The sequence below is a fragment of the Chryseobacterium sp. T20 genome (assembly GCF_047345655.1).
Classification (GTDB): domain Bacteria; phylum Bacteroidota; class Bacteroidia; order Flavobacteriales; family Weeksellaceae; genus Chryseobacterium.
This window is the reverse complement of record NZ_JBLFDU010000007.1, coordinates 121,510-144,693: the sequence shown is the minus strand read 5'-3', so window position 1 is coordinate 144,693 and position 23,184 is coordinate 121,510. Positions and strand designations below refer to the sequence as shown.

The 23,184-nt window shown below is 36.4% G+C and carries 26 protein-coding genes; 12 read left to right on the top strand and 14 right to left on the bottom strand.

Translation table 11 applies throughout. The features are described 5' to 3' along the window. The first annotated feature begins 21 nt into the window (after positions 1–21). The 5 genes from ACMA47_RS16565 (at position 22) to pdeM (ending at position 6,903) form a co-directional block, all read left to right on the top strand. Positions 22–1,044 carry a ligase-associated DNA damage response exonuclease gene (locus ACMA47_RS16565; protein ID WP_413930653.1) on the top strand — a complete coding sequence of 341 codons (1,023 nt, stop codon included), beginning with the start codon at positions 22–24 and terminating at the stop codon, positions 1,042–1,044. Then, complete coding sequence (locus ACMA47_RS16560; RefSeq protein WP_413930652.1) at positions 1,041–2,621, top strand: ATP-dependent DNA ligase; 1,581 nt, start codon at positions 1,041–1,043, stop codon at positions 2,619–2,621. Before ACMA47_RS16565 ends, ACMA47_RS16560 begins: the two co-directional genes overlap by 4 nt. A 185-nt stretch (positions 2,622–2,806) precedes the next feature. Then, positions 2,807–5,257 carry a ligase-associated DNA damage response DEXH box helicase gene (locus ACMA47_RS16555; RefSeq protein WP_413930651.1) on the top strand — a complete coding sequence of 817 codons (2,451 nt, stop codon included), beginning with the start codon at positions 2,807–2,809 and terminating at the stop codon, positions 5,255–5,257. Between the two features lie 350 nt (positions 5,258–5,607). Next, positions 5,608–6,210 carry a 2,3-bisphosphoglycerate-dependent phosphoglycerate mutase gene (locus ACMA47_RS16550; RefSeq protein WP_413930650.1) on the top strand — a complete coding sequence of 201 codons (603 nt, stop codon included), beginning with the start codon at positions 5,608–5,610 and terminating at the stop codon, positions 6,208–6,210. A gap of 51 nt (positions 6,211–6,261) precedes the next feature. After that, on the top strand, positions 6,262–6,903 hold the full coding sequence (gene pdeM, locus ACMA47_RS16545; RefSeq protein WP_413930649.1) for a ligase-associated DNA damage response endonuclease PdeM: 642 nt from the start codon (positions 6,262–6,264) through the stop codon (positions 6,901–6,903). Positions 6,904–7,144: 241 nt separating this feature from the next. Here pdeM and ACMA47_RS16540 read toward each other — a convergent pair whose 3' ends face one another. After that, positions 7,145–8,362: an MFS transporter gene (locus ACMA47_RS16540; RefSeq protein ID WP_413930648.1), complete on the bottom strand. Its 1,218-nt coding sequence runs from the start codon at positions 8,360–8,362 to the stop codon at positions 7,145–7,147. Positions 8,363–8,511: 149 nt separating this feature from the next. On the opposite strand from ACMA47_RS16540, the gene ACMA47_RS16535 reads away from it, so the two are divergent. The 4 genes from ACMA47_RS16535 (at position 8,512) to ACMA47_RS16520 (ending at position 10,287) form a co-directional block, all read left to right on the top strand. Beyond that, the gene (locus ACMA47_RS16535; RefSeq protein ID WP_413930647.1) at positions 8,512–9,102 is read left to right on the top strand and encodes a TetR/AcrR family transcriptional regulator; all 591 of its coding nucleotides are present in this window, start codon (positions 8,512–8,514) and stop codon (positions 9,100–9,102) included. Positions 9,103–9,170: 68 nt separating this feature from the next. Then, entirely contained in the window at positions 9,171–9,629 is a 459-nt protein-coding gene (locus ACMA47_RS16530; RefSeq protein ID WP_413930646.1) for a hypothetical protein, read from the top strand. Positions 9,630–9,631: 2 nt separating this feature from the next. Further along, a complete protein-coding gene (locus ACMA47_RS16525) occupies positions 9,632–9,934 on the top strand; it encodes a DUF3817 domain-containing protein (protein WP_413930645.1) in 303 nt (100 codons plus the stop codon). Further along, positions 9,931–10,287 carry a rhodanese-like domain-containing protein gene (locus ACMA47_RS16520; protein WP_413930644.1) on the top strand — a complete coding sequence of 119 codons (357 nt, stop codon included), beginning with the start codon at positions 9,931–9,933 and terminating at the stop codon, positions 10,285–10,287. The genes ACMA47_RS16525 and ACMA47_RS16520 overlap by 4 nt, the downstream gene beginning before the upstream one ends. Before the next feature lie 46 nt (positions 10,288–10,333). Here ACMA47_RS16520 and ACMA47_RS16515 read toward each other — a convergent pair whose 3' ends face one another. Both ACMA47_RS16515 and ACMA47_RS16510 read right to left on the bottom strand, forming a co-directional pair. Beyond that, the gene (locus ACMA47_RS16515; protein ID WP_413930643.1) at positions 10,334–11,287 is read right to left on the bottom strand and encodes a nitrilase family protein; all 954 of its coding nucleotides are present in this window, start codon (positions 11,285–11,287) and stop codon (positions 10,334–10,336) included. Positions 11,288–11,351: 64 nt separating this feature from the next. After that, positions 11,352–12,149 carry a helix-turn-helix domain-containing protein gene (locus ACMA47_RS16510; RefSeq protein WP_413930642.1) on the bottom strand — a complete coding sequence of 266 codons (798 nt, stop codon included), beginning with the start codon at positions 12,147–12,149 and terminating at the stop codon, positions 11,352–11,354. Between the two features lie 327 nt (positions 12,150–12,476). Here ACMA47_RS16510 and ACMA47_RS16505 point away from each other — a divergent pair, with 327 nt between their 5' ends. Next, positions 12,477–12,983, top strand: coding sequence for a pyridoxamine 5'-phosphate oxidase family protein (locus ACMA47_RS16505; RefSeq protein WP_413930641.1), 507 nt, complete (start codon positions 12,477–12,479; stop codon positions 12,981–12,983). A gap of 144 nt (positions 12,984–13,127) precedes the next feature. Here ACMA47_RS16505 and ACMA47_RS16500 read toward each other — a convergent pair whose 3' ends face one another. From ACMA47_RS16500 to ACMA47_RS16490, 3 genes are all read right to left on the bottom strand, one after another. After that, positions 13,128–13,361 carry a thioredoxin family protein gene (locus tag ACMA47_RS16500; RefSeq protein ID WP_413930640.1) on the bottom strand — a complete coding sequence of 78 codons (234 nt, stop codon included), beginning with the start codon at positions 13,359–13,361 and terminating at the stop codon, positions 13,128–13,130. A gap of 9 nt (positions 13,362–13,370) precedes the next feature. Beyond that, complete coding sequence (locus ACMA47_RS16495) at positions 13,371–14,255, bottom strand: dihydrodipicolinate synthase family protein (protein WP_413930639.1); 885 nt, start codon at positions 14,253–14,255, stop codon at positions 13,371–13,373. Positions 14,256–14,406: 151 nt separating this feature from the next. After that, positions 14,407–14,862 (bottom strand): cupin domain-containing protein, encoded by a 456-nt coding sequence (locus ACMA47_RS16490; protein WP_413930638.1) that lies wholly within the window; start codon positions 14,860–14,862, stop codon positions 14,407–14,409. Positions 14,863–14,963: 101 nt separating this feature from the next. Between ACMA47_RS16490 and ACMA47_RS16485 the strand changes: the two genes are divergently transcribed. Then, the gene (locus ACMA47_RS16485; RefSeq protein ID WP_413930637.1) at positions 14,964–16,415 is read left to right on the top strand and encodes a PLP-dependent aminotransferase family protein; all 1,452 of its coding nucleotides are present in this window, start codon (positions 14,964–14,966) and stop codon (positions 16,413–16,415) included. A 127-nt stretch (positions 16,416–16,542) separates the two neighbouring features. On the opposite strand, the gene ACMA47_RS16480 is transcribed toward ACMA47_RS16485, so the two are convergent. After that, the gene (locus tag ACMA47_RS16480; protein WP_413930636.1) at positions 16,543–17,679 is read right to left on the bottom strand and encodes an Atu1372/SO_1960 family protein; all 1,137 of its coding nucleotides are present in this window, start codon (positions 17,677–17,679) and stop codon (positions 16,543–16,545) included. 116 nt (positions 17,680–17,795) lie between these two features. Here ACMA47_RS16480 and ACMA47_RS16475 point away from each other — a divergent pair, with 116 nt between their 5' ends. Beyond that, entirely contained in the window at positions 17,796–18,584 is a 789-nt protein-coding gene (locus ACMA47_RS16475) for an AraC family transcriptional regulator (protein WP_413930635.1), read from the top strand. Between the two features lie 36 nt (positions 18,585–18,620). On the opposite strand, the gene ACMA47_RS16470 is transcribed toward ACMA47_RS16475, so the two are convergent. From ACMA47_RS16470 to ACMA47_RS16440, 7 genes are all read right to left on the bottom strand, one after another. Continuing rightward, positions 18,621–19,121, bottom strand: a complete 501-nt coding sequence (locus ACMA47_RS16470; RefSeq protein WP_407846449.1) for a CinA family protein — start codon at positions 19,119–19,121, stop codon at positions 18,621–18,623. A gap of 166 nt (positions 19,122–19,287) precedes the next feature. Next, the gene (locus tag ACMA47_RS16465; RefSeq protein ID WP_413930634.1) at positions 19,288–19,668 is read right to left on the bottom strand and encodes a hypothetical protein; all 381 of its coding nucleotides are present in this window, start codon (positions 19,666–19,668) and stop codon (positions 19,288–19,290) included. A gap of 15 nt (positions 19,669–19,683) precedes the next feature. Continuing rightward, complete coding sequence (locus ACMA47_RS16460; RefSeq protein WP_413930633.1) at positions 19,684–20,001, bottom strand: hypothetical protein; 318 nt, start codon at positions 19,999–20,001, stop codon at positions 19,684–19,686. A gap of 49 nt (positions 20,002–20,050) precedes the next feature. After that, positions 20,051–20,269: a hypothetical protein gene (locus tag ACMA47_RS16455; RefSeq protein WP_413930632.1), complete on the bottom strand. Its 219-nt coding sequence runs from the start codon at positions 20,267–20,269 to the stop codon at positions 20,051–20,053. 177 nt (positions 20,270–20,446) lie between these two features. Beyond that, positions 20,447–21,061 carry a Crp/Fnr family transcriptional regulator gene (locus ACMA47_RS16450; protein ID WP_413930631.1) on the bottom strand — a complete coding sequence of 205 codons (615 nt, stop codon included), beginning with the start codon at positions 21,059–21,061 and terminating at the stop codon, positions 20,447–20,449. Positions 21,062–21,112: 51 nt separating this feature from the next. After that, complete coding sequence (locus ACMA47_RS16445) at positions 21,113–21,709, bottom strand: Crp/Fnr family transcriptional regulator (protein ID WP_407846445.1); 597 nt, start codon at positions 21,707–21,709, stop codon at positions 21,113–21,115. A gap of 518 nt (positions 21,710–22,227) precedes the next feature. Beyond that, a complete protein-coding gene (locus ACMA47_RS16440) occupies positions 22,228–23,112 on the bottom strand; it encodes a DMT family transporter (protein WP_413930630.1) in 885 nt (294 codons plus the stop codon). Positions 23,113–23,184: the final 72 nt, after the last annotated feature.

Sequence of the window (23,184 nt, the reverse complement as noted above, 5' to 3'; positions counted from 1 at the left end):
TCTATAAAACCAGTCACACCATTGAAATTAATCACATTTACCAAAAAAGGCATTTACTGTCCCCAGGGAAAATTTTATATAGATCCCTGGAGACCTGTAGACATGGCCGTTATCACCCATGGCCACGCCGATCATGCCCGCTGGGGAATGAAAAAATACCTTTGTCATTATTTTACCAAGCCTATTCTGCATCAGAGAATCAGAACCGATATCGAATGTCAGAGCGTAGAATATGGAGAAGTGATTACCATCAATGGAGTAAAACTTTCACTTCACCCTGCCGGGCATATCATTGGTTCAGCACAGATAAAACTTGAATATAAAGGATATATAACGGTCATCTCAGGAGATTATAAAGTTCAGAATGATGGGTTAAGCACTCCTTTTGAGCTGGTAAAATGCAATGAATTTGTCACAGAAAGCACTTTTGGACTACCTATTTACAACTGGCTGGAAGTTCCGGATTTAAATAAAAAACTCCAGAACTGGGTACTGAAAAATAAAGAAAATAATAAAACCTCTGTTTTTATAGGTTATTCTTTAGGAAAAGCCCAGCGCATTATGAAAGCAGTAGAAGAATTAGGGAAAATATATGTTCACTATTCTATCGGAAAACTGAATGAAGCTTTTGAAACAGTGGGAATTGATCTTCCAGAGTATACGATTGCTGATTTCAGAGAACGTCCAAAAGAAATGGAGCACGAAATTGTCATTGTACCACCAGCTTTACTCGACAGTAATATCATTAAGAAAATTCCAGATCCCGCCACAGCCATATGTTCCGGCTGGATGCAGGTACGCGGTGCCAGAAGATGGCGAAGTGCAGATGCAGGATTTGCAATGAGTGACCATGCAGACTGGAAAGGATTATTGCAAACGGTAAAAGCAACTGAAGCAGAGCTGGTTCATGTTACTCATGGACAGACAGAAGTTTTTTCAAAATATCTGAATGAAACAGGAATTAAAGCAGATGTTGTAGAAACACTTTACGGTGAGGATGAAGAAGAATCTGAAAAAGAAATCTCTCAAAATCCGGAATCATGAGACATTTTGCAGACCTTATCAACGCGTTGGAAACCACCAATAAAACCAATGCTAAAATTGATGCCATCATGGATTATCTCGAGCGTGCTCCTGATGAAGATAAAGTATGGTTTATCGCTTTATTTACCGGCAAAAGACCTAAGAGAAATGTCAATACCAATTACATGAAAGAATGGGCGCTGGAAATCACAAAACTTCCTTATTGGCTGTTTCAGGAATCTTATTCTTCCGTGGGCGATCTTGGAGAAACCCTCTCATTAATTCTCCCACCTCCGGAAGAAAAAATAGAACGCTCATTATCAGAATGGATGAATGATATCGTCAGTCTGAAAGGCAAAACAGATACAGAAAAAAAAGAATTTGTGCTTCAATCATGGAATGGTCTGGATTATACCGAACGTTTGATTTTCAATAAATTAATTGGCGGAAGCTTTCGGATTGGAGTATCAGATAAAACATTAATCAATGCATTGACCAAATTTTCAGGGCAGGAATCAAGTGCTTTAATGCATAGCTTAATGGGTAAATGGCTGCCGGATGAGGTGTCCTTCAAAGAACTTATTGATGCAGAAAATGTAAATCCTGACAACTCAAAACCATACCCTTTCTGCCTTGCCTATCCTTTGGAAAAAGAAACTAAAGAATTGGGAAATCCTGATGAATGGCTGGTAGAATACAAATGGGACGGAATACGCGGACAGATCATCCGGAGAAACGATGAAGTGTTCATCTGGTCAAGAGGTGAAGAACTCGTGACAGAACAATTTCCAGAAATTACAGATGCCATAAAAGCCATGAAAGGGAACTTTGTACTGGATGGAGAAATACTTGCGGTAAACAATGGTAAGGTTTTAAATTTTAACGAATTACAGAAGAGATTAAATAGGAAAACTTTAACTAAGAAAATGCTCTCAGAAATCCCCATAGAAGTCTTTGTCTACGACTTACTGGAACTGGAAGGCAACGACCTGAGAGAAAAACCAATCTCCGCAAGAAGAGCCTTACTTGAAGAATTATTGTTGAAGGAAAAACCTGAACGCATCAGTATTTCCAAAAGTCTGGATTTTGAAAAATGGGAAGAACTTGACTCACTTCGTGAAAACTCAAGAGACGTAAACAGCGAAGGATTGATGTTAAAACAGAAAAACTCACCTTATCACTCAGGACGAAAAAAAGGCGACTGGTGGAAGTGGAAAATCAATCCTTTTACCATTGATGCAGTTCTGATCTATGCTCAAAAAGGCAGCGGCAGACGAAGTGCTTATTACACAGATTATAGTTTTGCCGTGAAAAACGGAGATAGTTTGGTGACCATTGCCAAAGCCTACTCAGGATTAACGGATAAAGAAATCATGGAGGTGAGCCGGTTTGTGACCAAAAATGCCATTGAAAAATTCGGTCCTGTAAGAACCGTAAAAGCAGAACTGGTCTTTGAAATTGCTTTTGAAGGCATAGGTTTCAGCAATCGCCATAAAAGCGGTGTAGCTCTACGATTTCCAAGAATTGTAAGATGGCGGAAAGATAAAACCGTAGACGAAATTGATGATTTGGAAGAAATTAAAAAATTAATACAGTAATATTTTAGCGCAATGAACGCAAAGGTTTTTAAAATTATGTCTAATATTTTCGTTCGTAAAGGTACTCCGTTCAGCTATGATAAAATGCAAACTTTGCTGAGTGAAACACCCTTGCGATCGGAAAATAAATAATATCCTATAAAATCGTAGCGTCTTTAGTGTTAAAAATTTAAATCAAATATAAATTGGCAGCTTTTGAACATACCACCGGACTAAAGATCATTCAGCAATGGATGACCGATAAAGGTATTGCCCCTTTCAAATTTCAGCTTGAAACCTGGAAGAAATTTGGAAACGGATACAGCGGAATGGTCGTTGCTCCTACAGGTTTCGGAAAAACATTTTCTGTTTTTTTAGCCTTAATTTCAGATTTTCTGAATCATCCAGAACAATACAAAAAAGGTTTGAAGATGATCTGGATAACACCGCTCCGGTCTCTGTCCAAAGATATTGCAAAAGCAATGCAGGAAGCCATTGATGAAATCGGACTTGATTGGGCTGTAGGTGTAAGAAACGGAGATACGGATCCGAAGGTAAGACAACAGCAGGTAAAAAAGATGCCTGAGATTCTTGTTGTAACTCCTGAAAGCCTTCATCTGCTTCTGGCACAGAAAAATAATGAAACATTTTTCAGAGATATGAAATGTGTTGCCGTTGACGAATGGCATGAATTACTAGGTTCAAAGCGCGGAGTTATGGTAGAACTTGGAATTTCACAGCTTAGAAAATATATTCCGAAGATCAAAATATGGGGAATCACCGCCACCATTGGAAATCTGGATGAAGCTATGGAAGTGCTTATTCCGTATGATGTTAAAAAGACAAAAATTACAGCCAAAGAGCACAAAAAAATAGATATTCTCCCGGTTTTCCCGGATGAAATCGAGATATTGCCATGGGCAGGACATCTTGGAAACAAACTTGCAGATAAAGTGGTTCCTATTATTCTGGAATCAAAATCTACCATTGTATTTACGAATACCAGAAGTCAGAGTGAAATGTGGTATCAGCTTTTACTCGATGCTTATCCTGATTTTGCAGGGCAGATCGCTATCCATCACAGCTCCATTGACGCTCATTTAAGAATCTGGATTGAAGAAAATTTAAGTTCAGGAAAATTAAAAGCCGTAGTTTCTACATCATCTCTAGATCTTGGAATTGATTTTAAACCTGTAGACACGGTTATTCAAATTGGTTCTGCCAAGGGAGTTGCACGTTTTCTTCAAAGAGCCGGACGTAGTGGCCACTCTCCTTTTGAAACCTCAAAAATCTATTGTGTTCCCACCCATTCTTTGGAACTGATCGAAGTTTCAGCTCTAAAAGAAGCCGTAAAACAGAAAGTTGTTGAGCCTAGAGAGCCACAGGTTTTATGTTTTGATGTGCTGGTTCAGTTTATGATGACATTAGCAGTTGGAGACGGATTTTATCCTGATGAGCTATATCAGAGAATTAAAAAAGTATATGCCTTTCAGGAAATGCTGGATGAAGAATGGAAAAGTATCCTGGAATTCCTTACCATCGGTGGCAGCGTGTTGAAAAGCTATGAAGAGTTTCATAAAATCGTCATCATGGAAGATGGTCTTTATAAAGTAACTTCAAGAAAAATAGCTATGCTCCACCGGATGAATATGGGTGTCATTGTGAGTGATGCCATGCTGAAGGTAAAATTTATTTCCGGTGGCTATATCGGAATGATTGAGGAATATTTTATTTCAAAATTAAAAAAAGAAGAAAAATTTATTCTGGCCGGACGTACACTGGAAGTGGTCATCATTAAAGATATGACGGTATATGTGAGAGCAGCTAAAGGAAGAGCCCTGGTTCCGAGCTATCTTGGCGGAAGGCTTCCGCTGAGCTCCAATCTGGGGCATTTTCTGAGAGAAAAACTGTCACATGCCTTAAATCCTAAAGCTTCGGAAAAAGAGCTTAAATTTTTACAACCTCTTTTAATTAATCAGGAAAAAAATTCCCATATTCCCAAAGAAGATGAATTTCTGGTGGAAATGATCAAAAACCGTGAAGGATATCATTTGTTCATGTATCCTTTTGAAGGACGTCTGGTCCATGAAGTAATGGCTGCTCTGATTGCCTATCGGATCTCAAAACTGGCTCCAATCTCCTTTTCTATGGCGATGAATGATTACGGATTTGAACTGTTCAGTGATAAAGAAATTCCTTTAAACGAAGACAATCTTCAACAGATTTTAAGCAGAGAAAATCTGATGAATGATGTGATCGCAAGTATCAATTCTGCGGAAATGGCAAGGAGAAAATTTCGTGATATTGCAGTAATCTCCGGAATGGTGATTCAAAATTATGCGGGGCAACAACGTTCTAACAAATCATTACAGAGTTCTGCAGGATTGATTTTTAAAGTATTGGAAGACCATGATCCCAATCATTTTTTAATAAAACAGGCGTATACCGAAGTCTTCAATATGCAGCTTCAGGAACAGCGGCTTGTAGAAGCTTTTAAAAGAATTGAAAAATCCGAAATTATTTTAAAACATTCCCGATCATTTACTCCGTTAAGTTTCCCGATTAAAGTAGACAGTTTGCGACAAACACTTTCAAGTGAAGGACTGGATGCGAGAATTAAAAGAATGCTGAAACTGTCTGATATAAGTGATCTTTGATAATCAATTAATGTGTTTTCTATAGGAACAAATATGCCGATGAATATTTATTTATCGCAAAGACGCAAAAAATTTATCGTAATAACGTTTTAAGACGCAAAGATTTTATCTTCGATAAAATTTAGTCCCGTTAATTGGTTGAAAACACTTCATTTCTCTGTGCTTTAAACCAAAAATAAAGAGTAAAAATCTTGCGTCTTTGCGAAATTCCAACAATCATAAAATTAGATGAGTAGCTTTTATTTTAATCTTATTCACAGCCTAATATTCTACGTTAATTTTCTTGATAAGTTTAAATAATCATCGTAACTTAGAGTATACCTTCTTAGAAGTTGAAATAAAATTTAAAAATGGAAAAATTGTTCTTAGTCCGTCACGGACAGTCGCTCTGGAATCTGGAAAACAGATTTACAGGGTGGAAAGATATCGATATAACAGAGGTTGGTATTGAAGAAGCAAAAAAAGCAGGTCTTGCTTTAAAAGGAGAAAAAATAGATATTGCATTCACTTCAGCATTAATCAGGGCACAACATACCTTATCCATTATCCTGAATGAAATTGGAAACCCCAATATTCCGGTTATCAAAGATAAAGCATTAAATGAACGTTCTTACGGAAATCTGGAAGGACTCAACAAAGCAGAAACTGCTCTGAAATATGGTGATGAGCAGGTTCATACCTGGCGCAGATCATTTGATGTAGTTCCACCAGGCGGAGAAAGCCTTAAAGATACCTACAACAGAGTGATTCCTTATTTTGAAAGCCAGATAAGACCTTTGCTGAAACAGGGGGAAAATGTATTGATTGTGGCCCATGGAAACAGTCTCCGGGCGCTCATCATGTATCTGGAACATCTTTCTCCTGAAGAGATTTTAGAAAGAGAGATTGCAACAGGTATTCCTCTGACCTATGTTTTTGATGAAAAATTTCATGTAAGCCGTAAAGTTAGCTGATCCGGTTTAAATAGTTTAACTTTAAACCTTCAATTTTCAATCCATCAAGTGTTGATAGCAACTAAAAATATTTCCATCCAAAACGAAACTTTCACTCTTACCAATCAGCGGGCAGCATTCTGGCAAAAAGAAAGGGCTTTGATCCTTTCTGATCTGCACATTGGGAAAACCGCTCATTTTCGTAAAAACGGGATTGCACTGGCCAATCACATTATGAAAAGTGATCTGGAAAGATTATCGACTCTGATTGAATATTTTCAGCCTGAAAAATTTATTGTAGTTGGAGACTTGCTTCATGCCGGAGATAATTCTGATGTAAACGAATTCTGCACCTGGAAAAGCCAATATCCTGATATACAATTTTATCTTATTGAAGGAAATCATGACCGGATTTCAAAAGCTCTGGAGGAAAAATTATGCTTTAACCATAAGTCTGAATTTCTTGAAACAAATGAGATTACCTTTATTCACGATTTTGATGCAACAAGATCCGGATTCCAGATTACCGGGCATATTCACCCTGGAATTGTGTTGAATTCTGCAGTGAAAAATATCAGGCTACCCTGTTTTGCCCTTAGCAGCAATCAATTATTATTGCCTGCTTTCAGTGAATTCACAGGACTGGATACAAAAAACCTGCCTAAGAAAAGTACATTCTTTGTATTTACAGATGAGGAAATTTATGAAATCTGATCACTTAAGGTGTTAACTCCAGGGGATTTTAATGCTAGAAAATAAGTTTAAAAAAAAGAAAATTTCTTTAATCTATAACAGGCTTTTACTATTATCAAAATAAAAGGCAGATAAAAACCTGCCTTTATAAAACCATCATCTACATGATTTCCTCTTCATTTACATGCCTCTAACATCCTGGTTTGTAGTTTTCGCTATGAAGCATAGCTTAGAAATTATTATAAAAACGATTCGTGAAATCTTAATTTTTCTTGCTTAAACGGATACTGTAGACTGTAATCAATACGGTAACCAACAGGAATAAAGCACCTATCCATGGTGTACTTGCCAAACCTAAGGAAGAGGTAACAATCATTCCTCCTGCATAAGATCCTATTGCAATACCAATATTAAATGCAGCAATATTGATCCCCGAAGCTACATCCTCAGTTCCCGGGAGTTCTTTTTCAGCAATCTGTACCACCAATAACTGAAGTCCGGGAACAGAAGCAAATGATAAAGCTCCTAAAAGAAAAAGGGTAATGATGCTTAAAACAGGGCTGCTTACCGTGAAATAAAACGCTAACAATACCAATCCCTGTGCAGCAAACATCCATAGAAGGGCTTTCAGAGGATTTTTATTCGCTACTTTCCCACCAATCAGGTTTCCTAAAGCAATGGCAATTCCATAAACCAAAAGGATAAAAGTAACAGCAGACTCCTGAAACCCTGTAATTTTCTGTAAAATAGGTGACAGATAAGTAAACACTACAAACGTACCTCCATATCCCATTGCTGTCATTAAAAAAGTAAAAATCAAACGTTTGTTTCCCAGTACTTTAAACTGACTTTTTAAAGATGCTGTTTTCCCGTTTTTCAGATTGTTGGGAACCAATAGTAAACTGGCAATTAACCCTATGATCCCAAGGATTGAAACCCCTATGAAAGTCGCTCTCCACCCGAAATGCTGTCCTATAAAGGTTCCCAGTGGAACTCCTGTTACAATCGCTAGTGTAAGTCCGGCAAACATAATAGAAATGGCTGTGGCTCTCTTTTCTTCGGGGACCAGCGAAGCTGCAATAGTAGAACCTATGGAAAAATAAACTCCGTGGGCCAATCCCGTAAGTATTCTGGCCAGAACTAGAGTTATAAAACCGGGAGCTATAGATGCCAGCCCATTCCCGATAACAAATAAAAGCATGATGGATACCAATAGCATCTTGCGTGGGATTTTCCCTGTTAATGCCGTTAATATCGGTGCTCCGATTGCCACCCCTATCGCATAGAGACTAACCAGCAGCCCTGCGGAAGGTATAGTAATTCCCAGGTCTGAGGCTACGGTAGGAAGGAGTCCTACAATAACAAATTCTGTAGTTCCTATTCCGAATGCACTTATTGTTAATGCCCATAAAGCTGCAGGAAGACCTTTTTTAGCGGTCTGTGTTGCGGTATTGATCTGTATTTCTTTTTGAAAGTTCATTGTCTTGTATTTTGTTGATATTGACAAGGCAAAGTTCCGATGATTTTTTGTATTATAAAAATTATTTAAATTGTAGTAAAGTATCATAATAATGATAGTTTTATTTTACATTTAAAATGTGTTCCTTTGTAAAATAATCATCAGTTTTAATGAAGAAATCAGAAGCAACCCGTCTTACCATTCTCCAGAAAGCGTTCGAATTGATCTATGTGAAAGGTTTCCAGACTACAAGCATTGATGAAATTATTGCAACGACTCAGGTGACGAAAGGAGCTTTTTATTATCATTTTAAAACCAAGGATGAAATGGGGCTTGCCATTATTACAGATCTGATGAAACCCAATTTCAGGAAAATTTTTATAGACTCTCTTCAAAACAGTCAGAATCCTTTAGACAGTATTTACGATATCATGTACCATCTCCTGATTGAAAACGACTTTTTAAAAGTAGAATATGGTTGTCCTACTTCTAATTTCGTTCAGCAAATGGCACCATGGCATCATGCTTTTACACACGCATTGCATGAACTTTCAAAAGAATGGGAACAGGCCCTTGCAGAAAATATTGAGAAAGGTAAAGAAGCAGGAATCATCAAAAAAGAAGTCAATGCAAAAGAAGTAAGTGTTTTTGTTATTTCAGGCTATTGGGGAGTAAGAAATCTGGGTAAATTAGAAAACTCAAAAGAAGTATATCTTATTTATTTAAAAGGACTTAAGTCTTATTTCAATACCCTTCAATAATTTTTTTATTAAAAAACATACTAATTAGTATGTTTTTGTTTTACCTTTGCTGTGATAAAAAATAAAAGATGTATCAAACCCTTACTTTTTTACATTCACTCACCCGATGGTTGGTCTTAATAAGCTTGATTTATGCAATTTACCGTTCTTTCAAAGGATATTCTTCGGGCACAAAATTTACACAAACAGATAATACGGTAAGACACTGGACTGCTACGATAGCCCATATTCAATTGGTCATAGGAATGGTATTTTATTTTAAAAGCCCGGTAATCCAATACTTCTGGAAAAATTTTAACCAAGCCAAAGAATCTTTTGAACATCTGTTTTTCGGACTGATCCATATTTCACTGATGATTACAGCCATTATTATCATCACGATCGGTTCTGCATTAGCCAAAAGAAAACCTTCGGATAAAGAACAATTCAAGACAATGGGTTTATGGTTTTCTATTGCACTGATCATTATTTTCATTGCCATTCCGTGGCCCTTTTCTCCTTTTGCAAACAGACCTTATTTCAGATAATTATGATAGATTTATTTAAAACAAAGATCGGCCGGCTTAGGATTCTGGCTATTTTGGAAGGAATTTCACTTTTGAGTTTGGTATTTATTGCCGTTCCTGTAAAATACTGGCTGGGAAACCCATTGTTTGTAAGGCTTATCGGACCTGTTCATGGGACATTATTTCTGCTTTTCCTGTTCAATACACTCAGTGTTGGTGTAGAACAGAACTGGAAGTTTAAAGAAATAACCTGGAAAGTAATTTTAGCCTGCTTTATTCCGTTTGGTACTTTTTATATTGACAAAAAAATTCTGAGCAAGCTATGAAAAGTCTTTTTATATTCTGTGGAATAGCTCTTATTCTGTATGTAGTCTACAGAGTTTACCGATTCCAGACTTTAGACAACGGTTTGCCGGAACTGCTCAAAAAAGGAGCTGTTATTTTGGATGTAAGAACGGAAAAGGAATATGAAACAAGACATATAGAAGGTTCTGTAAATATTTCTTTAGGAACAATAAGAGAAAGGTATGTAGAATTAGATCCGAAAAAAACATACATCACAGTGTGTTCTCACGGACTCAGAAGCGTAAAAGCGGAGAACATCCTGAAAGAAAGAGGATTTAAACATATCTATAATGGAGGCGCCTGGACCGACCTGCAAAAAACGATTAATCCATAAGCAATGAATTTCTTCCGCACATTATTGACAGAAGAGATTCAATTTTTTAAAGAGTTTTATCAGTAAGCCATACCACTTTTTGTTCTGATGAATGTTCCTGCCCAATGATATCCCTGTATAATTCAGGTCTTCTGGCTCTAATGTAGCGATATCCTCCTGCCTGAGTAAGTTTTTCAGGAGTAATAACTGCTGATTCAAAACTGTCTTCCCATGAGTGACATTCTGCAATCACATCTCCAAAAGGATCTATAATCATGGAACACCCGTTTTTAAGCTGGTCATCATCCATACCAACTGGGTTTGAAAAAACAATATACGCTCCGTTATCATAAGCTCTGGACGGAAGCCACTTCATCAGCCAGTCCCGGCCCTTCATTCCATTAAATTCCAGACGTAAAGAAGTAGGATCTGCGACCCTGTTTTCCCAAAGTTGAGGATCCACAAAACCAGCTCCCGGCCTTGTGGAAGGCGTACACATGGTAACATGAGGCATGAAAATGATTTCTGCACCCAAAAGTCTTGTAGCTCTTACATTTTCAATAATGTTGTTATCATAACAGATGAGAATTCCACATTTCCAGCCCATAATATCAAAAACACAATACTCATTGCCTGGTGTAAGGTGCGGATTGATAAAAGGATGCAGCTTTCGGTATTTAGCCTTCAGTCCTTTTTTATCTACACAAACATAAGCCTTGAAGAGGTTATCATGTTCATCTTTCTCAAACAATCCGGCCAGTATGGTGATATTATATTGAGTAGAAATCTCTTGTAGTCTTGCAATACTCTCACCATCCGGAATAAGTTCTGCAATATCAAGAAGCTGTTCTCTGGAAAGCTTTCGGGCAAAAGTATAGCCTGTAATGGAGCATTCATGGAAGGCAATTACATGAGAACCTTTGGATGCTGCCTCACCAGCTAGTTTCTCTATTACGGATAGGTTGTAAACTTTATCACCACTTTTGTTTTCAAATTGTGCCGTCGAAATTTTAATATTCATAATTTTTTTAAGCAAAACTAGGTTGTGTCGCTTCTTAAAAATTGTACAAAACCGCCATACCGGTTTACAGCTCAATAAAATTAACCGCCATTTTATTCTCTGTATTTAAATATTGCTTAGGAGTAAGCCCAATATTATTTTTAAATTCCCTGATCAAATGAGATTGGTCGGAATAGCCTGCTTCATAAGAAAGTGTGGTCATATTTTTATCATCAATCCCATTATTCATAAGGCTTAAAAAGTAATGGAGACGGAGGATATTTCCGTATTTTTTGGGAGACATTCCCATATGATATTCAAATTTCCGTTCTAAATGACGCTCAGAATATCCTGTGAAATGCTGCAAATCTTTGGAGGATACAGAACCTTTACTTTGAAGAAGATATTGTTGTGTAGCTGTTATTAAATGATAATCTGCACTCATTCTTTCGGATAAAAAACGGGTAAAAAAGATATTAAGATCATTGATTATGGCTAAAGGATTCTCTTTATTAAACAACTTTTCCTGAAACACTTCCAGCTTATTTTTCAAAACATCTTCCACAGAAATAATCTGATTGCGAATTTCTTTGGCAGAAGTTTTCAAAAGAATATTCAAAAAATAAGGTTGAAATACTATGGCCATAAGAGAAAATTTACCTTTTGAAAAGAAATCCCTGTAACCGTTTAATGTACCATAGAAAAAGGAAAGTGGCAGCCGGTCCTCAGAAATACCGGAATACAGATTCATGTCTCCGGATAGTATCAATCCGGAACTGCCATCCGTAAAGAGCCTTAAACTTTTTATATCCTCTTTGGAATTTTCCAAAAAGATATAATGTCTGATATAAGGAGCCAGATGTTTGGGAGGAGAAATCTGCATCCATCAAATTTACAGAAAACTTATTGACAGAAAAAGACAATATCCAAATTTAAGACATACAAAATCACATATTTAATTCTCTCGCATATTGTACCAATTACGCAAATCTTTCAACAATTATTTGTAGGAAGTAAGTGAATATTATCAAATTTTATCGTGGATAAAATCCTTGCGCCCTAAAAAACGTCAATCTTATAAAATCTTTAGCGCCTTTGCGTTTTTCCAAAAAAAAAATATAATAAATCAAACCCAGGTACCACACTTTATTCCCTTTTGGTCAGGTATTTGAATGTTTTACGACATACCAATCACTTAAAATAGTATACTATGTCAACACAAAATCTTACCCACCTTGAAGCGATCAAAAAGATCAAAGAGCTGTCAGAAAAAGCAAGAATATGTATGTTTTGTACAGAACTGGAAACCACTCCCATCAATTCAAGACCCATGACCCTGCAGGAAATAGACAACAGCGGAAATCTATGGTTTATCAGCAGTGGTACCAGCAACAAAAATTTTGAGATAAAAGAAGACCGCAGCGTACAACTGTTTTTTATGAACAACAGCGATTCCCAATACCTTTCAATCTACGGAAAAGCTTCGGTTTATAAAGATAAAGCAACGATAGAAGATAAATGGTCTCCTCTGGCTAAAGCATGGTTTGACGGAAAAGATGATCCCAATGTTACCATTATCCGCGTAGAGCCTAAAGAAACGTATTATTGGGACACCAAAGCAGGAAAACTGGTTAGTCTTTTCAGTTTTGTAGCTTCTGCGATAACCGGACATAAAACCAATAATGCTGACGGAGTTGAAGGAAATGCAATCATTTAAAAAGTTCGGAATGAGCAATAAATTCTCTCGCAGATGTTGCAAATGAAGCAGATTTATATCCAATTATCTACGTAATCTGTGGGATCTGCGAGAAATAAAAAACGGCTCAAGAAATTGAGCCGTTTATACAAGATTAATGATATTCTAATTTTTCACGTCCTCCATAGACGCTCCAAAATTAATATGAAGAACATTGCCGTTAGGAGTTACTAAGGCGGGTACAGATTTTACACCTGCCTTTTCAGCATCTTCAATTTTGTTTCTGTCATTACCTAAATGGATAATCTCAACATTTTCCAAACCTATAAGGTTAACAATATCATGTTCTGCACTGATACATACAGGACATCCCGCATGATAAAAAATGGACTTTTTCATATGATTGTACTAATTAATAAGGGTTTTAATAATATTTTTTAATTCTTCGGTTTCTTTTTCGTGTAAAGGTTTTAAAGGACTTCGTAAATTACCGCCATCTTCCCCCAGAATATTAAGACCGGATTTCACGGCTCTAGGCAATCCTTTGTTCACAATAAATTTTAGAAGGTCAAACTGCTGATAGAAAACTGTTTTTGCTTTCTCAAGATCGCCTTCCTCAACAGCATTATAAAGACTGATATTCAGTTCAGGAATAAGATTGGGAGCGGCTGTACACCATCCTCTTGCTCCTGCAGAAAATGCGGCCAAAGCCAAAGGATTGGAACCATTATAGAAGGCAACCTCTTCACCAAGTTCTCTCCTTAGATAATGCATTCTCTGGATGTCTCCCGTACTTTCTTTGATCATCGTTACATTGGGAATTTCAAGCAGCCTTTTCAATAAAGCCGGAGACATGTCTACTCCACTTGTTGCCGGATTATTGTACGCCATGATCGGAATGGAAATCTTACGGGCTACGGCATCATAATGCGCTACAATTTCATCATCAGTCAGCTTCCAGTAACTCATCGGAATAATCATCACCGCATCTGCCCCGGCTTTTTCTGCGAACTGAGCATGGTGAATGGTTTTCTCTGTCGTAAGGTTAGAAACCCCTACCAACGTCGGAATTCTACCTTTTACCTGCTGTAAAGTAGCTTCAGTAACTTCTTCTTTTTCTTCGTCAGACAGATAAGGCATGACTCCTGTACTCCCCAATGGAGCAATACCATGGCTTCCGGAAGTGATCAGCCTTTCTACCAAATGTTTGAAAAGCGGAATATCTACTTTTTCGTTTTTATCAAAAGGAGTTATGGGATAAGCTATAATCCCTTTGAATGGCACATTTTTCATGTTTTTTTGTTTAAAAGTTTAAGATTATTTTTAAACCATTAAGAGAGAATAAGCTTTTAAGAATAGTAAGACTAACTTCGCTTAAAAAAATCATATCCGATATCAAATACAACAGAAGAACGGTTTCCCTTAATGGTTTAAAATATTCATATTAGAGATCTCTTCCTTCTTCCTCTCTCAAAGCAACTCCTAAGTTCTGCAACTGAGGGGCATTTTCACAGGCGATATATTTTGCAGGTTCGGTATCGCTCAGATTCTGGTGTTTATGCCAGGCCCAGGAAGGAATATATACCGCATCGCCAGCTTCCCAATGTACTCTTTCATCTTCTACTTCTGTCCAGCCTTTCCCTTCAATGACAAATAATACGGTTTCATAAGTATGGCGGTGTCTGTTGGTTTGTTGCCCGGGAGTTAAGCCTCCAATCGTCATGCTCACATTCTTACTCGGAAGATCTACAAAGAAAACGGGATGCTTTCTTTCTGTTGAAAACTGATTGTGTTCTCCTGCGTGTTCTACATTTTTATGGATCAGATGACTTGGTTTTACATACTTTGGTCTTGCAAAAGTTTCGTGGAAGTCTTTAGAACTGAATTGTTTCTTGTCCATGATTTTAAAATTATTATGGTTTTGTGCTTTATTGCATGACAAAATTATTCTATATTTGGACTGTTTAAATGATTCAGTTTTTACATAAATAGATAGTCCAGATGTTAAGACCTTGGAAATTGGAATTAGAAATTGATAAAAAGCTTGATAAAGCTGTTTATCTACAGATTGCAGATACTATTATCACTGATATCCGTTCAGGAAGATTAAAAGCGGGTGATGCACTTCCCGGAAGCCGAAATCTTGCACAGACTTTGAAAATTAACAGAAATACGGTTGTAGAAGCGTATCAGGTGCTGATTAATGAAGAATGGGTAATTTCAAGAGAAAGAAAAGGTATTTTCGTATCGGAAAAACTCCCTGCTTTGCATGAAAAAAATGCAGATGCACTCCATGATTCTAAAAATCAACAGGTCTTGCATAACGGAATTTTAATTAATTTCGATGATGGCCATCCCGATAGTAAAATTGCCCCTGTAACAGAGCTGGCAAGAGCCTACAGACAAATTTTCAGCATCAAAGCAAAATGGCAGATGATGGGTTACGGAGATGAACATGGAGATATGGAATTCAGAAAAATGATCTCTCAGATGCTCAATCATCAACGAGGAATGCATATTCATGAAAATGAAATTTCTATCACCCGAGGCAGTCAGATGGGAATGTTCCTTACTGCTCAGAGTCTTTTAAGTCCCGGTGACATGGTTATTGTAGAAGATCCCGGCTATCAGCCTGCATGGCAAGCGTTTCAGTATGCAGGAGCACAGCTTTTGTGCGTGCCTGTAGATCATGAAGGAATCGATATTGAGGCTGTTGAAAAGCTTTTAAAACAACATCAGAATATAAAAGCATTATATAGTACTCCTCACAGGCAATATCCTACAACAGTTACCCTAAGCCTGTCAAGAAGATTAAAACTGATTGAGTTGTCAAATCAGTACAATATAACCATTATTGAAGATGATTATGATAATGAGTTTCACTTCGGATATCGTCCTATTCTCCCGATTTCAAGTTTTCCCGAACTGCACAATTATGTGTATATCGGAACTTTAAGCAAGGTGGTAGCGCCCGCTTTGAGGATTGGTTATCTGACCACTAAAAATCAGGAACTGCTGAAAAGAATTGGTGATCTGAGAAAGATTATTGATGTGCATGGAGATGTCATCATGGAACAGGCAGTTCTTCAGCTCATTAAAGAAGGTGCCATAAAAAAGCATATCAGAAAAGCAACCGTTCATTATAAGAACAAAAGAGATTTTGTTTTTGAATTGTTGAAGAAACATATGAAAGATATTGCCGATTTTACACTGCCAGAAGGTGGTCTGGCTTTTTGGATTGTTCCTAAAGTACAGTTGGATTGGAATGTGGTAACAACTTTATTACTGGAAAAAAATATTAAGATTATTCATCCTAAGCAGTACAGTCAAAATAATGTAAATGGATTCAGATTAAGCTATGGAGCGCTTTCCGAAGAACAGCTGGAACAGAGTATTCCTTTGATTGCTGAGATTTTTTCAAGGTTTCTGACTAAGGATAACGTTGAACTATAATGGGGAAATAATTATACCCAAGTTTTTTCCCCCGCAGATTTTACAGATTACACAGATTTGTATGCTCGGTGTAATCTGTCAGATCTGGAAGATTTTTATGTAAAAAAACATTAAATGATTAGGAAAACTACTCTACTTCAAAAACTGCCTGAATTTCTACCGAAGAACCCACAGGAATAGAAGAAGCTCCCAAAGTAGCTCTGGCATGTTTCCCTTTTTCCCCAAAGACTTCTACAGCCAGATCGGAAGCAACATTCATCAAATCTGCATGTTTTGTATAATCATCTTTGGTATTAAAGATTCCTGTAAGCTGAACACATTGTTTTACTCTGCTCAAATCTCCTCCCATCGCTTCATTCAGTACGGAAATAACGTTCAGCATAGTTACTTTTGTAGCATCTTTTACTTGTTGCTCATTCACTTCAACGCCTAATTTTCCGGGATTGAAAATTTTACCGTCTTTTAAAGCAACCTGATTGATAAATACCAGATTTCCCGAACGGACAAACGGCTGATAATTTCCTGCCGGTTTCGGAACCTGTGGAAGTGTAATATTTTTTTGCTTTAGTATTTCATTGAAATTCTCGTGATTTGCAGCAGCAACTACAGTTTTCTTAGGATGAGTATCTTTTAAGGCCAGTGCTATTTTTGCGAAATTTCTTCCCTGAAGTTCAGCAATATTTCGTTCTCCTTTCGTTGGTCTTTCCACATCTTTCAGAGAAGCCATGCTGGTAACTCCCAAAACTGTATTTCCCTGTGGAATAGCTTTATTCAGCTCTTCTGTTCCACGGATCCCGTTAGATACCAATACCATCCCGTGCACAGCAAGAGTGTTCCAGAAGGCCTGAAGAGCAAGCTCCTTTCCTGCTCCACTTCCTGCTGACATAAAGACAGTGGCAGGAACTCCTTCCAAAGCATGATTGGTCCATAACTGAACGGTTTTCGATAAAAATTCACTCATCCCCGTACTGATATTCCCGAAATAAACCGGTGAACCAAAAGCAATTCCATCATAAGAGATTAATTCATCTACTGTGGCTACAGGAAGATTTTTCAGGGCTGGGTTTTGTGAGGCTTTGACTAATTTGATATAAGGAACTGCATTATTTTCGCTTTCCATTCCTTTGGCTATTTCTTTAGCCAGTTCGTAAGTTCCACCATTGTCCGAATGGATAAGAACCAATATTTTAGCTTTATTTTGTGCCATGATGTGAGTGTTATGAGATAATAAAATTAAAATAAAAAAAAGACATAGTTTTTTCATTCTGAATAAGATATAGATTATATTTTGGATTAATCATGTAGTTATTACATTGATCATACAAAATTACTACTGTCGTTTTTATTAAATTTGCCAAAATATACATACAAAACGACAACATGAAATGTGGACTGATTGAAAAAACAGAAAGCCAGTTTGTAGATTCTATAGAAAAAGAAGCTTACGTATGGTGTGAAAACAACTGGAAACACGATGATTATGAACACAGGCATATTCGTGCCCAGCTTACATTTGTGGAAGAAGGTTATCAGTATTTTCATATTGACAGGAAAATTTATCTTGTCCCACAACATCATGTCATCTGGATTCCCTCAGAAAAAGCCCACAAGATTACTTCAGAGGCACAAACCGTTAATCTGATGGTATTTCTTTTCAAATCTGTTTTTGAAGATGAATTTTATCAGAATGTTCAGGTATTTGCCGTTCCCCCCGTTTTGAAAGAAATGCTTTTGTATGCCTCAAAATGGAACCAATCTCTGGATGAAAATGAAGAACAGGATATCTTCTTTAAGGCTATTTTAAAGAGTCTTCCTAATTTCTGCAGGGAAAGCAGCGGCCTGGAAATTCCTGTACCTACTGATACCAGACTGATTCCTGTATGCAACGAGATCAATTCTAATTTTAAATATAATCTGGATATTGATTCCTTAGCCGAAAAAGCACAAATGTCTGTGAGAAGTCTCCAGAGAATTTTTAAAAATGAAACAGGAATTACCTTACAAAAATACCTGCAGCTGACCAGAATTTTAAAAAGTATCGAATTGATAGATACCAGACAATATACCTTGAGTGAAGTAGCTTATAAAGTAGGATATCAAAGTCTTTCAGCATTCACATCATCTTATTTTGCGATTATGCAGAGAAAACCAAAGGTGAATAAAAATTAAAATTTTTAGATATAAATTATCATTTAATTCCAATATTTATTTTAGAATTAACACCCTATTAAGCTCACTTTTAAAACATCCCAGAATAAATTCTGTATAGTATAGCTGAGCATTTAAAGCTTGAGTTTTAGGATGCAGTTCCAGCTTCTTTGTAAGAATAATTTCTCCTTTATAAGAAAATGAAAAATAAGCGAAAACCTTATATCCTGAATTAATAATTGGAGTGCAGTAACCCGTGGTAGAAATAGACCAGTCGGATTCAAAAAGCTTTGCCACATTGAGAGCCATAGCCTGAGAAATAGCTTCTGCAGCTCCGTCATGATCATCAGGCCCAGGTCTGCTGACCTTCAGAAGTCTTACTTTTTCCGGCAGTGTATAAGTTGTCATACCGCCTTTGTAGAATAAAGGGGCATCCGGCATTTGTGAAAAAGCAAGCTGCAGACAACCGGAAGTAACACTTTCAGCGATAGAGACAGATTCATCAGCAGCTACAAGAAACTGACTGATATAATTGAGAAGATTCTGTTGAAATTCCATAATATTTTATTTTGTGAGGTTCATTTAAAACGGTCATACAAGAGACCAAAAAGCTGCTGAACAAATGAATACAGCAGCTTTCATGATTAAGTATGGTAAATGGTGTGAAAGGTGTTTTTATAACTTATTAAAATCTAAAGACATTTTCAACAAGGCTGTCTAAAACCTAATCTGTTTTACTGTTCTCAAGAATATCAAGAAACCTATTGATATATTCTTCTTCTTTCAAAACCTTATAATAAGCTGTTTTTGCGTATAAAGTAAAAGAAGGTGATTCAAACCTTACTTCTGTTTCCCTCTCAGTGGTAACCGATGTATTTTGGGAATGAAATTCACGGATATGAAGAATATACTCTTCAATGCATGTATTGATTGTTCCTTTTAGGACATCACATGTTGCATTCTTTTTGATCTTCTCCAAAGACTTGATCAGAAAAGCCGTCACTCCGTATGAATTGATTATAGGCGGAAACAGAGACTCATTCTCTATCATATTATTTTTATCATTCAACCCGGAATGCCGTAAGGTGTCGTTCTCAAATATCATATTCAAAAAATGGTATTAGTTATGGGAGGCTTTTAAATATTGCTCGAAATAATGGAGGTCATTTTTATCTTTAATAGACAGGTAAAACATGATTTGTTCCGGTTCTTTCAGTCCAATGCTCCTGAAGCAGTCAAAATGGGCAATGAGTGCCTGTATGTTTTCAATATCAATATCTTTCAGGATGATGAACAAAAGAAAGATGTTTTCTTTAATTTCTTTAGCATAAACAGCTGCTCCATCTTCAAAGCAATCTCCTTGATGGATTACTTTTACAAATTCTTTGTGCTTCAGGGTATTTATTATTTTCTGACCGTTCATACATTTTGATTTCATGGTTAAAATAAGCCTGTTATAAGCAAGCTATAAAGTATACTGTACCCTTTTAATCTCCCTGTTTTTCATTAAAATTAACAGATGTGTCGGTACTATCTGTCAGTTCCCAGTCTTCATTTTCGGTAATATAAATATTGTTGATCGCACTTACAAAAAATGGGTGAAGCAGAGTTTTTTCTCTATCATTTTCCAGTATAAATCCATCAATCTCATCCGGTTTTCTTACAGCGGAGTTGGTATTTTGGGATTCTGTGATTTTATCGGCCATAATATGAATATTTAGTTTGATTATTACAGCCCGTAACCGGCACTAAACAGCAATTTCAAAAATGAATACATTTATATTCACTTCAGTTAAGATCTTAAGAATAGTATTGAAAACTGCTATACCAAATGTACATAAGAATAACTCACTTTTTTATGATCTGAGTCATTAAAATCATATTTAATATAAAATTTTACGATCTTTTAAAGATAATATGCCATCTTTTTCCATTTTTTTTAAGTTTCTGATTACTGTTTCTACACGCAGGCCTGTAAGATTGGCGATCTGTTGGCGTGTAAATGCAATATGAAAACAATGATGACAGTCTTCATCATGATAGCTTTTAAGATAATCCATTAAGCCCTTCAGTCTCTGCATGGGATTTAGTGAAGCAAGGCTCTGCATCATTTTCAATTTATAATAAATTTCCTGTGAAAAACAGGCATTCATTTCAAGAGAAAGATGAGGATGCTTATCGATCATTTCCAGAAAATTATTTTTGGGAAGTCTTATAATTCTGGATGCTTCAAGACAAACTGCATTCACAGGATAATCCTGACTAAGAAAAAGCATTGCTTCCCCAAAGCTTTGATTTTTACCTAAAATATTATGAATAAACTCTTTTCCTTCTTCACTATAATTATTAAGCTTCACCTTTCCGCTACCAATCTGAAAATAATAAAGCGCATGATCTTCTTCTTTAAAAACAACTTCTTTTTTTTTATATATCCTGTCTTCTGCGCCATAGGAGTACAAAAGATTTTCATCAATATTCATGCAGCTTATTGTTTTCATAATTTCAATGGATTTTTTTAATGAAAAACAAATAATATGCCTGAAATAAGGTTAATATAGAATTTTACGATTTTCAATTCTCACAATTTTATCTCTTTCCATATGTTTAATCGTTCTTATAGCAGTTTCCACACAAAGCCCTGTAAGACTTGCCATTTGCTGTCTGGTTAAGGGAACTAAAAAAGAATAGGGACTCAGATCTTTTTGAGAACTTTTAAGATAATCCATTAGTCCTCTAAGCCGTATAGAAGGGTTTTGAGAAGAGAGACTCTGCATCATGATGAATTTATAATAAAGGCGTTCTGAAAGAAAACTGTTAACCTCCATATATAATTCCGGAGATTGATTCAACAGATTGAAAAAAGCAGATTTATGAAGTCTCAGAACACTACATTCTGTAATAGCTTCTGCATTTACCGGATATGGCTTTTCTATAAAAAGAATAGATTCTCCACAACTTTCCCCGTCTGATAAAATATTTTGAATAAATTCTTTGCCTTCCTCATTATAATTGTTGAGTTTTACTTCTCCTTTAACAATCTGGTAATAATAATTAGGAATGTCCCCTTCAAAGAATATTACTTCTGAAGGGGTATAACGTCTGGTTTCTGCTCCCGCTGAAATCAAAATGTTCTCGTCGATAACCATAATAGCTTTTTTTGGAATTGTTTTCTTCTTCCTATCTTCCTAGTCTTAGTAAAAATATCATTGGTAATCGATTCTAAAATGCATGCAAAAACCGCACCTTAATTATTATTATCAATGTTAAAAAATGTTAAAAATTTCAACAACTTTAAGTCTTTTTGTATTTATTAGTTAAATATCATTACTGAAAACACAATTAAATTGCTTTTTTGATATCGTATTTTAAAAAAATTCAATTTCATCAATATGTAAGAACGCCAAACAATAAACCCCGATTCATTTGATTAGAACGGGGTTTTCAAAGTAATAACAGGAAAATCTGTTATTTTTTTGGTATTTTATTGTTACGGCTTTTTGTGATATATATAAGTTTTTTTGAAAAAACCGCACACCCTATATTGTACCGGAAGGGATTGGATTTATATTAAATAATCTGTCCGATTTTTGTGTTGATAAAGTAAAAAGGAGATTATGGTGAACCCATTTTCTTATAACTGGAGTCATGAATGCTTTATATTCCACTATTTCGCAAATTTCTTAGTTCCTGCAACACATAGTATCACTCCTACTGTTACGCCAACCATTCCCATACTCACCTGTTCATGAAGAAGCCAGGCAGCCAGGGCAAGGCCAAAGAAAGGTTGAAGTAACTGCAGCTGGCCAACAGTTGCAATTCCCCCTTGTGCTAATCCTTTATACCAAAATATAAAACCAATAAACATACTGAAAAGGGAAATATAAGCCATCCCAAACCATCCCTGAAAACTTACATTCTGAATATCATCCGGAAAATAAATAAAAAATAAAGGAATCATTACAGGCAGCGCCAATACCAAAGCCCAGGAAATCACCTGCCATCCGCCTAATGTCTTGGATAATTTAGCTCCTTCAGCATAGCCCATACCACATAAAATAACGGCAAGCAGCATCAGAATATCGCCAATAGGTGATGCTGATATTCCTTGTGAAACAGCATAGCCAATCACCAAAAGGCTTCCTACAATCGAAAAAAACCAAAATATAGGATGAGGTCTTTCACCACCACGCATCACACCAAATACGGCAGTGGCCAAAGGGAGCATTCCCAGAAATACAATAGAATGCGCTGAAGTAAGATATTGAAGCGCTAACGCAGAAAGAAGAGGAAACCCTACCACACAGCCAAGAGAAACCAATAATAATGGGATCAAATCTTTTTTGACAGGACGTTTTTCTTTTCCCAACCATAATACGATAAGCGCCAAGACTCCGGCAACAGCTGCACGAACAATCGTTACAAAAGTAGGACTCATTTCCATTACGGCTAATTTAGTAGCCGGCAAACCGCCACTAAATAAGACTACACCTATAAATCCATTGATCCAGCCACTTATATTTTCATCTTTTGATAATTGTTTTGTCATCATTTTATTCAAGCTTTTAATTAATATTCAAAATTAGAAAGGATAATTAAATAAACACAGTATCAGTTTTGTATA

Excerpts from the sequence above, each read along its gene's own strand:
- ACMA47_RS16560 (WP_413930652.1), top strand. The coding sequence starts at position 1,041 with ATGAGACATTTTGCAGACCTTATCAACGCGTTGGAAACCACCAATAAA.
- ACMA47_RS16550 (WP_413930650.1), top strand. The coding sequence starts at position 5,608 with ATGGAAAAATTGTTCTTAGTCCGTCACGGACAGTCGCTCTGGAATCTG.
- ACMA47_RS16540 (WP_413930648.1), bottom strand. The coding sequence starts at position 8,362 with ATGAACTTTCAAAAAGAAATACAGATCAATACCGCAACACAGACCGCT.
- ACMA47_RS16535 (WP_413930647.1), top strand. The coding sequence starts at position 8,512 with ATGAAGAAATCAGAAGCAACCCGTCTTACCATTCTCCAGAAAGCGTTC.
- ACMA47_RS16530 (WP_413930646.1), top strand. The coding sequence starts at position 9,171 with ATGTATCAAACCCTTACTTTTTTACATTCACTCACCCGATGGTTGGTC.
- ACMA47_RS16525 (WP_413930645.1), top strand. The coding sequence starts at position 9,632 with ATGATAGATTTATTTAAAACAAAGATCGGCCGGCTTAGGATTCTGGCT.
- ACMA47_RS16520 (WP_413930644.1), top strand. The coding sequence starts at position 9,931 with ATGAAAAGTCTTTTTATATTCTGTGGAATAGCTCTTATTCTGTATGTA.
- ACMA47_RS16515 (WP_413930643.1), bottom strand. The coding sequence starts at position 11,287 with ATGAATATTAAAATTTCGACGGCACAATTTGAAAACAAAAGTGGTGAT.
- ACMA47_RS16510 (WP_413930642.1), bottom strand. The coding sequence starts at position 12,149 with ATGCAGATTTCTCCTCCCAAACATCTGGCTCCTTATATCAGACATTAT.
- ACMA47_RS16505 (WP_413930641.1), top strand. The coding sequence starts at position 12,477 with ATGTCAACACAAAATCTTACCCACCTTGAAGCGATCAAAAAGATCAAA.
- ACMA47_RS16500 (WP_413930640.1), bottom strand. The coding sequence starts at position 13,361 with ATGAAAAAGTCCATTTTTTATCATGCGGGATGTCCTGTATGTATCAGT.
- ACMA47_RS16495 (WP_413930639.1), bottom strand. The coding sequence starts at position 14,255 with ATGAAAAATGTGCCATTCAAAGGGATTATAGCTTATCCCATAACTCCT.
- ACMA47_RS16490 (WP_413930638.1), bottom strand. The coding sequence starts at position 14,862 with ATGGACAAGAAACAATTCAGTTCTAAAGACTTCCACGAAACTTTTGCA.
- ACMA47_RS16485 (WP_413930637.1), top strand. The coding sequence starts at position 14,964 with ATGTTAAGACCTTGGAAATTGGAATTAGAAATTGATAAAAAGCTTGAT.
- ACMA47_RS16480 (WP_413930636.1), bottom strand. The coding sequence starts at position 17,679 with ATGAAAAAACTATGTCTTTTTTTTATTTTAATTTTATTATCTCATAAC.
- ACMA47_RS16475 (WP_413930635.1), top strand. The coding sequence starts at position 17,796 with ATGAAATGTGGACTGATTGAAAAAACAGAAAGCCAGTTTGTAGATTCT.
- ACMA47_RS16470 (WP_407846449.1), bottom strand. The coding sequence starts at position 19,121 with ATGGAATTTCAACAGAATCTTCTCAATTATATCAGTCAGTTTCTTGTA.
- ACMA47_RS16465 (WP_413930634.1), bottom strand. The coding sequence starts at position 19,668 with ATGATATTTGAGAACGACACCTTACGGCATTCCGGGTTGAATGATAAA.
- ACMA47_RS16460 (WP_413930633.1), bottom strand. The coding sequence starts at position 20,001 with ATGAAATCAAAATGTATGAACGGTCAGAAAATAATAAATACCCTGAAG.
- ACMA47_RS16455 (WP_413930632.1), bottom strand. The coding sequence starts at position 20,269 with ATGGCCGATAAAATCACAGAATCCCAAAATACCAACTCCGCTGTAAGA.
- ACMA47_RS16450 (WP_413930631.1), bottom strand. The coding sequence starts at position 21,061 with ATGAAAACAATAAGCTGCATGAATATTGATGAAAATCTTTTGTACTCC.
- ACMA47_RS16445 (WP_407846445.1), bottom strand. The coding sequence starts at position 21,709 with ATGGTTATCGACGAGAACATTTTGATTTCAGCGGGAGCAGAAACCAGA.
- ACMA47_RS16440 (WP_413930630.1), bottom strand. The coding sequence starts at position 23,112 with ATGATGACAAAACAATTATCAAAAGATGAAAATATAAGTGGCTGGATC.